Annotated in this window: 1 protein-coding gene; it reads right to left on the bottom strand. The window is 45.4% G+C overall.

The features are described 5' to 3' along the window. Positions 1-63 precede the first annotated feature (63 nt). Positions 64-590, bottom strand: a 527-nt coding sequence (locus ABD892_RS10105; protein ID WP_345195499.1) for a hypothetical protein, incomplete at its 5' end; no start/stop codon positions are given.

Genomic DNA, 590 nt, shown 5'->3' with positions numbered 1-590 from the left:
CGTTTTGTGCAAAAACTGTACTCTGTTGCCAAAAGTACGGCCAGCTTGCTCACATTCCCAAGGTTAAGCGGGATTTAAGGTTACTACGTGCGGGTTATCTTCTGGGTTTGATAAGATACAAGCTAATCCCTCAAGACCTTCCGCGGGCAGCCTTTCTTCCCGTGGAGTGCCTATACGGCTACGCATATGTCTTTCAAGACAGCCTATGCCCACATTCTGCTCGCAACATGTAAGCTTTACGATATCTTCTGATTTTTTCGCGCAGATAAGACACTGAGACTCATCAGGAATTTTCTTTTCCAATGCCTCAATCTCTTCCTCGGCTTCTTGCTTTTCACGCTGCAATTCTTGCTTTTCACGCTGCAATGCAGTGAGTTGCCGGTTGCCCTCTTCCGCCGATCGAACGAGCTCATCAACCCTGCCATTTAAGTTATTAATTTCTCTATCTTTTCTTGCTATATCTCGGCGAATAGTTTGCACTCGCGCATTCAGATCATTTTTTTCTCCTTCTAGGAGCTGTTGACGTTTCACATTGGTAACCAGACAAAAGCACAAGCCAGAGCTACGACACTGACAAAGTTTCGCTTTAG

It is taken from the genome of Kistimonas scapharcae (assembly GCF_039540975.1).
Lineage (GTDB): Bacteria > Pseudomonadota > Gammaproteobacteria > Pseudomonadales > Endozoicomonadaceae > Kistimonas > Kistimonas scapharcae.
This window is presented reverse-complemented; position numbering and strand designations above follow the sequence as displayed.